Here is an 8,659-nt window from a genome sequence, read left to right as displayed (position 1 = left end):
GGCGCGCGATCGTGGTCGCCTTCAACAAGTGGGACACCCTCGACGAGGAGCGCCGCTACTACCTGGAGCCGCAGGTGATCGTGATCCTCACCGACCAGCAGCGCTGGGACACGGCCGGCGTGCACGGCAACCGGGCGGGGGTGACTCCCGAGTTCGACCGGATCGCCCGCGAGGGCACCCTCTTCGAGCAGGCGATCACCCCCAACCCGGTCTGCGCACCCGCCCGTTCGGCGCTGCAGACCGGCCGCTTCCCGACCTCCACCGGCGTCTTCCGCAACGGGCTGCCGCTGCCCCAGGACCTCCCCACCCTGGCCGGGGAGTTCGCGGCGGCCGGGTATGCGACGGGCTATGTCGGCAAGTGGCATCTGGCGGGCGAGGACCAGCCGGACGGCCCGGTGGAACCCGGCCGCCGGGGCGGCTACGCGCGGTGGCTCGCCTCGGACCGGCTCGAGTTCACCTCGGACGCCTACCGCACGGTGGTGTACGACGAGGACGGGGATCCCGTCCGGCTGCCCGGATACCGCTCGGACGCCCTGATCGACGCGGCGATCCGTTTCGTTGCCGACCACCACGACCGCCCGTACCTGTTGTTCCTCTCCCTGCTGGAGCCGCACCACCAGAATCCGACCGACGACCACCCGGCCCCTGCGGGCTACCGCGAGCGCTACGAGGGCGCCTGGCTGCCCCCGGATCTCGCCGCGCTCGCACCGGACGCCCCGCAGGGCGGTGCGCACCGCCATCTGGCCGGCTACCTCGGGCAGATCAAGCGGGTCGACGAGGGCGTGGGGCGGCTGCGCGACGCCCTGCGGAGCATCGGAACCGAGGAGAACACCGTGCTGGCCTGGACGGCGGACCACGGTTCCCACTTCCGTACCCGCAACAGCGAGTACAAGCGCTCGGCCCATGAGGCGTCCGTCCATGTGCCCCTCGCGCTCACCGGACCGGGCTTCAGCGGCGGCGGGCTCGTCCGCCGGCCCGTCGGGACGGTGGATCTGATGCCCACCCTGCTGTCGGCCGCGGGCCTCCCGGTTCCCGACGGCGTCCAGGGACGCTCCCTGCTCCCGCTGACCGGCGGGGGCCGTGATCCCGGCCGGCCAGGCTCCGTGTTCGTCCAGATCAGCGAGGACCGGGTAGGGCGCGCGGTGCGTACCTCCCGGTGGAAGTACGTGGTGGACGCGCCGGACGCGGACGCGTGGAACGACCCGGGCGCGGACCGCTACACGGAGACGGAGCTGTACGACCTGGCTGCCGACCCGTACGAGTTGGACAACCTCGCCGGGCTCGACTCGCACCGGGAGGTCGCCGACGAGCTGCGTGGCGAACTGCTGGACTGGCTGGAGCGGATCGAGGACGTGAAGCCCGAGATCGACCGGGCGGCCGCACGCCCGTCCGGCCAGCGCCGGGCGGAGTCGTTCCCGGCCGGGGCACCCTGGGAGGGCGTGCGGTTCGGTCACCGTCCGCGTCCCTGAGCGCGTCGGCCTTCGACGCCGGGGCCCGTGCGTCCGAACCCTGCTCAAGCGCAGCGGCCCCGGACCTCCGCGGTCTGCTCAGACGCCCGCGGCCACGCAGGTCGCGGGAGCGGACCCCTGTCGCGTCCCCGCCGCCCACCGGGCCGCCGGCCCCAGTGCGTACGACGCGGCGAGGACCATGGCGCCGAGCAGCAGCCAGCCCGCCGTGCCCCAGCCGACCAGCAGCCCGGTGAGCAGGAGGGGGCCCAGTGTGCGGGCGACGGTGACGCCGGTGCCGAAGAAGCCCTGGTACTCACCGATGCGTCCCGCCGGTGCCAGATCGAAGGAGAGTTGCCAGGAGCCGGCCGAATGCAGCATCTCCGCCGCGACCAGCAGCACCGAGCCGACGGCCAGGGCGGTCACCGCGACCCACGGTGAGTCCGCCGCCGACACGGCGAAGGCGGCGCACGTGAGGACCATGAGTGCACCGGACCGGCGAAGGGCGCGGGCTGCCGTGGAGATCCCGTTCACGGAACGGGCGGTGCGGACCTGGAAGAGCATCACGGCACCGGTGTTGAGCACGAACAGCGCGGAGACCAGCCACTCGGGAGCCTCGGTCCGCTCGGTGATCCACAGCGGCAGGCCGAGGCTGAGCAACGGCATGCGCAGGAGCAGCACGGTGTTGAGAAGTGCGACGACGGCGTACGGCCGGTCCCGCAGCACCGCGAGTTTCGCGCGGCGGTCCCCGGGCACCGCCGCGACGGCCGGCAGCCGCAGCAGGACGAGTGCGCAGAGCAGAAAGCTCGCGGCGTCGACGGCGAACACCGCGAGGTAGGCCGCCGTGGTTCCCGCGGACAGGGCGAGGCCGCCGAGCGCGGCGCCCACGGCAAGGCCCGCGTTGAGCGTCGACTGCAGATGGGCGAGCGCGCCGGTGCGCTCCTCCTTGGCGACCAGGCCCGCGAGCAGCGCCTGGCGGGCGGCAGCAAGGCCCGACTGCGCGGTGGCGTAGAGGCAGGCGGCCGCGAGGAACAGTGCGAAGTCCCGTACGACGAGGAAGGACGCGACCGCGACACCGGTCGCGACGGCCAGGAGCACCGCCGTTCCCCGCGGGCCCCGGCGGTCCGCGATCCGGCCGAGCGGCACTCCGGCGACCGAGCCGACCGCCCAGGCCACGGTGAGGCCGATCCCGATCCTGGCGGGGGCGAGACCGACCACGTGGGTGAAGTAGAGGGCCGAGGTGACGTAGTACGCGCCGTCGCCGACCGAGTTGCTCAACTGGGCCAGCGAGAGGGTGCGTTGGGGTCCGGTCGGTGGCAGAAGGTTCGGCATGGCCCTGACGTTACGCAGGGAGCGGCTCACCGGTGTGGGGCAATTCGGCACCGTGCCGGTGGGCCATTCGCCCGTTCCCGGACGGCTCCGGTCTCGCTCCGCCGAGGGACGGACGGCCTGCCTCGTCGCCGAGGTCGCGACGAAGCGCGCGTCCGCCGCCCCGCCCCGAGGACGGCGGAGCTGCGGATGCTCCCGGCGACGGCGGAGCCGAGGACATTCCCGACGGCGCGGTGACACGGACCGCCGCCCTGCCCGCCGATCCCTCTACGGCAGGGGCAGCCCGGCGTAGTTCTGCGCGAGTTCGGCGGCTGCGTGCGGTGAGGCGGCGATCCGGTCCAGCTGCGAGATCTGCAGCCGGGTGTCGAAACCGCTCTGCTCCGGGTCGGTGTGGAGCGTGGTGGTCATGAAGTACGAGAAGTGCTCGGCCCGCCACACCCGGCTCAGGCAGGTGTCGGAGTAGGCGTCCAGCAGGTCGGACGATCCGGTCGTGTGCTGACGCACCAGGGCGCGGGCGAGCACGACGACGTCGGCCGCCGCCAGGTTGAGCCCCTTCGCACCGGTGGGCGGGACGATGTGAGCGGCGTCCCCCGCGAGCAGGACGCGGCCGTACCGCATGGGTTCGGTGACGGAACTACGCATCGGCAGAACGGACTTCGACGTAATGGGGCCGCGCCGCAGCTTCCAGTCCCCGCCGACGGCGAAGCGGGCGTCGAGTTCGTCCCAGATCCGTGTATCGGACCAGTCTGCGGGGTCGGTGCCGTTCGGTACCTGGAGGTAGAGCCGGCTGACCTCTGGCGACCGCATACTGTGCAGCGCGAAGCCGCGCGGCGAGTGGGCGTAGATCAGTTCGTCGCAGGACGGCGGTACGTCGGCCAGGATCCCCAGCCAGGAGTACGGGTACACCCGGTCGTACGTGCGCTGCACTCCTACGGGGATCGCGGCCCGTGTGACGCCGTGGAACCCGTCGCAGCCCACCACGTAGTCGCAGGTGAGCACCTTGTCGCGGCCCTCGTGGGTGTAGTGGACGGTCGGCCGGTCGGTGTCGGCCCCCTCGACGGATGTGACCTGGGCGCCGAAGAACAGCGGTGCCCCGTCAGCCACTTGCAGTGCTATGAGGTCCTTGACGACCTCGGTCTGGGCGTAGACCCACACCCGGCGGCCGTCGGCGAGCGAGGGGAAGTCGACGCGGTGGGCCCGGCCGTCCCATCGCAGCTCGATGCCGTCGTGCACCAGGCCCTCGGCGTCGAGCCGCCGGGCGGCGCCGGCCTCGCGGAGCGCGTCGACCGTGGGCTGTTCGAGAATGCCGGCACGCTGGCGCTGTTCGACGTACGCGCGGTCGCGGCTCTCCAGGACCACGCAGTCGACACCTGCGCGGTGCAGCAGCCGGGCGAGCAGGAGGCCCGCCGGTCCGCCGCCGATGATCCCTACGGTCGTGTGCATGGGCTACTTCTCCCTGTCGGCGTGAGTGATTTCGGTGAGGATCCGGTCCGCAGCGGCGAACGCCGCGTTGGCTGCCGGGACTCCGCAGTAGACGGCTGCCTGGAGCAGGACCTCCTGGACGTCCTCGGGCGTGAGGTCGCCGCTGCCGAGGGCGGCCCGCAGATGCATGGCCAGTTCCTCGTGGTGGCCGAGTGCCACCAGGGCGGTGAGGGTGAGGCAGCGCCGGGTCCGGTGGTCGAGGCCGGGCCTGGTCCACACCTCGCCCCACGCGTAGCGGGTGATGAAGTCCTGGAAGACGGCGGTGAACGGCGTGGTCCTGGCGATGGCCCGGTCGACGTGCGCGTCGCCGAGGACGGTACGGCGTACGGCAAGACCCGCGGTACGGCGGGAGGCGTCGTCGGTGGCGGCCGCGGTGCCGGCCGCGAAGTGGCTCAGCAGTGCGGCCCGTACGGGGTCGGGGCGTTCGACGTTGGCCAGGTGGGAGGCGCCGGGAAGCTCGACCAGTGTCGAGCCGGGGATCGCGTCGGCCAGTTCGCGGGCGTGGGCGACCGGGGTCGCGGGGTCGGCGCGGCCCGCCACGATCAGCGTGGGGGCGGTGATGCGTGCCAGTTCGCCGCGCAGGTCGTGTGCGGCGAGCGCGTCGCACAGCGAGGCGTACGCGTGGGGGTCGACGTGGCGCAGCTCCGCCAGGACGGCACGGGCCGCCGGGCTGTCGGCGAAGTCCGCGGTGAACCAGCGACCCGCCGCGGTGTCGGCCACCGGGCCGATGCCTTCGGACCGTACGAGGGCCGCGCGATCCTGCCAGGCCTGCGGCTCACCGAAGCGCGCCGAGGAGCACACGAGCGCGAGCGACACGATCCGGTCGGGGTGGTGGACGGCAAGCCAGGTCCCGACCGCGCCGCCGAGGGATATGCCCGCGTACGCGAAGCGCTCGATACCGAGGGCGTCCGCGAGGCGGAGCACCTGTCGGCCCAGCTCTGCGACGCCACTGCCTGCGGGGAACAGCGCTGCGGGGGTGGAGCCGTGGCCGGGAAGGTCCCAGCGGACCACGCGGTGGTCGTGGGCCAGTGCGGCGATCTGCGCGTCCCAGACGGACAGTGCGGTGCCGAGGGACGGCCCGAGGAGGAGCGGCGGTCCGGAGAGGGGGCCGTCCACCTGGTGGTGGAGCAGGCGCGCGGTGGAGGCGTCGGGTGTGCGCAGGATGGTCATGGGGCTCCTGGACCGGCCGGTGCCGGTGGTGAGGGGTGCCCGGCGGCAACTGCCGGACATGCACGGTGTCGGTGCGCTGACACACAGCACGGGACGGGTGCGCCGACGCACAGGCGCGGTGCGGATGCGCCGGCGGGCAAGCGCGGTGCGGGCGCGCAGGCGGACGTACACGGTACGGGTGCGCCGACGCCGGGCAGCAGATGCGTGTCGGGGCCGTTGCGTGCGGCCCGGGTGTCATTCCGGAGCACTCCCCTCGTTGTGGCGGCGCAGCGCGCGGTCGACGAGGGGACCGGCCGCCCCGGTGTATCCGGACGGGTCGGTGAGGGCCGTCAGTTCGTCCGGCGTCACCGCGCCCGCCAGTGCGGGGTCCTGGACCAGGGCTTCGTGGAGGCGGATTCCGTCGCGCGCCGCGCGGGCGGCCCCCTCGGTCACCGCCGTGCGGGCCGCTGCCCGCCCGATCCTGGCCGTGAGGACGGCGACGATCCGTTCGCTGACGATCAGTCCGCCGGTCGCGTCGAGGTTCTCGCGCATCCGTCCGGGGTGGACACGCAGCCCCTCGGTCAGGGCGACCGCCGCGTCGGCGGCTCCTCCCACCGAGCGCAGTGCCTCGCGCAGGGGCTGCCATTCGGCGTGCCACGCGCCGGGCGGGCGTTCGTCCTCGGCGGCGAGGGAGCTGTAGAGGATCCCCGCGAGTGCGGGGACCTGGCGGGCAGCGGAGGCGATGAGGACGGCGCGGGCGGGGTTCGCCTTGTGCGGCATCGCGGACGATGCCCCGCCGGTGCTCTCGGAGACCTCGCCGATCTCGGTGCGGGAGAGGACGAGGACGTCCGCGGCGAGCTTGCCGAGTGCCCCGGCGGTGAAGGCCAGGGCGCCGCCGAGGTCGGCGACCGGGGTGCGCAGGGTGTGCCAGGGCAGCGGAGGCGCGGCCAGTCCGGTCGCGGCCGCGTACGCCTCGACGACCATGGGGCCGGCCTCCTGGGCCACAGCTTCGCCGTCTGACGCACCGGACCTCCCCGCGAGAGGCTCCTCTGCCTCGGCGAAGGCCGCGAAGGCCGCCAACGTCCCTGCGGCTCCTCCCAGTTGCACCGGAAGTGCGGCCCTGACCGCCGCGAGCCGGTCGTGGGCGTCGAGGACGAGACTGCGCCAGCCCGCCACCTTCAGGCCGAAGGTGGTCGGCACGGCGTGCTGGGTGAGGGTGCGGCCCGCCATCGGCGTGTCCCGGTGCTCGGCGGCGATGCGCGCCAGGGCGGCGGCAGCACGGTCGAGGTCGGCCAGGATCAGGTGCGTCGCCTCGGACGCCACCAGCATCGCGGCGGTGTCGAGGATGTCCTGGCTGGTCGCGCCCCGGTGGACATGTGCGGCGGCCTCCGGGGACCGTTCGGCGACCGCGGCCGTCAGGTCGGCTGCCAGCGGGATGACCGGGTTCCCACCGGACCGGGCCCGCAGCGCCAGGGCGCGGGGGGCGAAGCGGCCCGTGTCGGCCGCGGCCGACGCGACGGCTTCCGCCGCCCCGGCCGGGGCGTGGCCGAGCGATTCCTGGGCGCGGACGAGCGCCGTCTCGGCGTCGAGCAGTGCGCGCACGTACGCGGCGTCGCCCGTCGCCTCCTCGACCGCCGTTCCGGCGCGGACCGGAGCCAGCAGGCCGACGTCGGCCGCCGCGTCAGCGGAAGCCGCGGCGCCGCCCGCCGTGTACGCCGAACCTGCCGTGTACGCCGAACCCGCCGCGTCAGCCGAACCCGCCGCGTCAGCCGAACCCGCCGCGTCAGCCGAAGTCAAGGAAGACCGTCTCCTCATGTACCCCGTCGTACTGCAGACGGATGTCGAACCGGTGGATGCCGGTGTCCTCCGGCGTGGTGACGAGCGTGGCCCGCCGCTCCCCGGGAAGCGCCGCGAGCAGCCGGTCCTCGTCGAGGCCTGCGGCGTCGTGCAGATAGGCGCGGGTGCACAGGTGGTGCGTCAGCCCACGGGCGAAGACCACGAGCGCGAGGTACGGGGCTCCGCCCGGCGGCAGCGTCCGTACGGTGTAGTGCCCGTCGGCGTCCGTCGCCACCCGGCCGAAGCCGGTGAAGCCGACTCCGTGGCGGCCGATGACCGCCCCGGTGACGGGGTCCCGGCGCAGCGAGCCGGGCGCCCCGTGCCGGGAGCCGTCGGGTGCGGGCTGCCACACCTCGACGAGGGCGTCGGGCACCGGCGCACCGGCCCCGTCGAAGACGTGGCCGTGCAGGACGACGGTGCCGGGGTGGCCGGCGGGGGCGATGTCACCGCCGGCCGCGAAGGGCAGGGCGTACCCGTAGAAGGGTCCGACGGTCTGGGACGGGGTGGGCAGGAGCTCCCCGGGTGCGGTGGCGGGTGTCGTGGCCGACATCAGCGGCCCTCCTCGATCCAGGTAGCGGACGGGCCGTCCAGGACGATGTCCCAGCGGTAGCCGAGTGACCATTCGGGGGTGGACAGGTCGTGGTCGTACTCCGCGACGAGCCGGCCGCGGGCGTCGTCGTCGGTGACGGACTGGAGGATCGGGTCGTAGGCGAAGAGCGGGTCGCCCGGGAAGTACATCTGGGTGATCAGACGCTGGGTGAACGCGTCCCCGAACAGCGAGAAGTGGATGTGGGCGGGACGCCAGGCGTTGTTGTGGTTGCGCCAGGGGTAGGCGCCCGGTTTGACGGTGGTGAAGGAGTACCCGCCCTGATCGTCGGTCAGGCAGCGTCCCACACCGGTGAAGTTCGGGTCGATGGGGGCGGGGTGCTGATCGCGCAGGTGGGCGTAGCGGCCCGACGCGTTGGCCTGCCAGATCTCGACGAGCTGGCCGCGCACGGGACGGCCCGACCGGTCGAGGACCCGTCCGGTGACCGTGATCCGCTCACCCAGGGGTTCGCCGTGGTGCTGTCTGGTGAGGTCGTGGTCGAGATCGGTGATGTCGGTGACACCGAAGACGGGGCCTGAGAGTTCGACGGCCTCCGGGTCGGCGCCCACCGCGATCAGCGGCCGTTTCGGGTGGCGCAGGGTGCTGCTCCGGTAAGGGGCGTAGTCCCGGGCGGGGTGGAGGCGCACGGGCGCGCCGTCGGCGAGGGACGTGGCGTAGCCCTCGTGTGCCGTGGTGATCTCGGCGGTGATGTCTGCCTGGGTCAGCACGCGGGGGACGGCCGGGGCGGAGGAGGTGGTCATGGGTGTCGGTCCTTCCTGTGCGGTACGGGGGCGGCTGCCTGCCGGGCGCCGGTGCGAGGCGCGACCGCGCA

7 protein-coding genes are annotated in these 8,659 nt (G+C 73.7%); 1 reads left to right on the top strand and 6 read right to left on the bottom strand.

Annotated elements, in window-relative coordinates; translation table 11 throughout:
• Positions 1–8 precede the first annotated feature (8 nt).
• A complete protein-coding gene (locus ABT025_RS33855) occupies positions 9–1,469 on the top strand; it encodes a sulfatase-like hydrolase/transferase (RefSeq protein ID WP_351002489.1) in 1,461 nt (486 codons plus the stop codon).
• 78 nt (positions 1,470–1,547) lie between these two features.
• On the opposite strand, the gene ABT025_RS33850 is transcribed toward ABT025_RS33855, so the two are convergent.
• From ABT025_RS33850 to pcaH, 6 genes are all read right to left on the bottom strand, one after another.
• Positions 1,548–2,777, bottom strand: coding sequence for an MFS transporter (locus tag ABT025_RS33850; protein ID WP_351002486.1), 1,230 nt, complete (start codon positions 2,775–2,777; stop codon positions 1,548–1,550).
• 264 nt (positions 2,778–3,041) lie between these two features.
• Entirely contained in the window at positions 3,042–4,217 is a 1,176-nt protein-coding gene (locus ABT025_RS33845) for a 4-hydroxybenzoate 3-monooxygenase (RefSeq protein ID WP_351002485.1), read from the bottom strand.
• 3 nt (positions 4,218–4,220) lie between these two features.
• The gene (gene pcaDC, locus ABT025_RS33840; protein ID WP_351002484.1) at positions 4,221–5,426 is read right to left on the bottom strand and encodes a bifunctional 3-oxoadipate enol-lactonase/4-carboxymuconolactone decarboxylase PcaDC; all 1,206 of its coding nucleotides are present in this window, start codon (positions 5,424–5,426) and stop codon (positions 4,221–4,223) included.
• A 234-nt stretch (positions 5,427–5,660) separates the two neighbouring features.
• Positions 5,661–7,202, bottom strand: a complete 1,542-nt coding sequence (locus ABT025_RS33835; RefSeq protein WP_502972087.1) for a lyase family protein — start codon at positions 7,200–7,202, stop codon at positions 5,661–5,663.
• Positions 7,189–7,791, bottom strand: a complete 603-nt coding sequence (gene pcaG / locus ABT025_RS33830) for a protocatechuate 3,4-dioxygenase subunit alpha (RefSeq protein ID WP_351002483.1) — start codon at positions 7,789–7,791, stop codon at positions 7,189–7,191. Before pcaG ends, ABT025_RS33835 begins: the two co-directional genes overlap by 14 nt.
• Complete coding sequence (pcaH, locus tag ABT025_RS33825; RefSeq protein ID WP_351002482.1) at positions 7,791–8,588, bottom strand: protocatechuate 3,4-dioxygenase subunit beta; 798 nt, start codon at positions 8,586–8,588, stop codon at positions 7,791–7,793. The genes pcaG and pcaH overlap by 1 nt, the downstream gene beginning before the upstream one ends.
• Positions 8,589–8,659: the final 71 nt, after the last annotated feature.

Source organism: Streptomyces sp. NPDC002809 (genome assembly GCF_040295435.1).
Taxonomy (GTDB): Bacteria; Actinomycetota; Actinomycetes; order Streptomycetales; family Streptomycetaceae; genus Streptomyces.
This window is presented reverse-complemented; position numbering and strand designations above follow the sequence as displayed.

What these genes read in the sequence shown, in the direction of transcription:
- ABT025_RS33850 (WP_351002486.1), bottom strand. Translation starts at nt 2,777, where the DNA reads ATGCCGAACCTTCTGCCACCGACCGGACCCCAACGCACCCTCTCGCTG.
- ABT025_RS33845 (WP_351002485.1), bottom strand. Translation starts at nt 4,217, where the DNA reads ATGCACACGACCGTAGGGATCATCGGCGGCGGACCGGCGGGCCTCCTG.
- pcaDC (WP_351002484.1), bottom strand. Translation starts at nt 5,426, where the DNA reads ATGACCATCCTGCGCACACCCGACGCCTCCACCGCGCGCCTGCTCCAC.
- pcaG (WP_351002483.1), bottom strand. Translation starts at nt 7,791, where the DNA reads ATGTCGGCCACGACACCCGCCACCGCACCCGGGGAGCTCCTGCCCACC.
- pcaH (WP_351002482.1), bottom strand. Translation starts at nt 8,588, where the DNA reads ATGACCACCTCCTCCGCCCCGGCCGTCCCCCGCGTGCTGACCCAGGCA.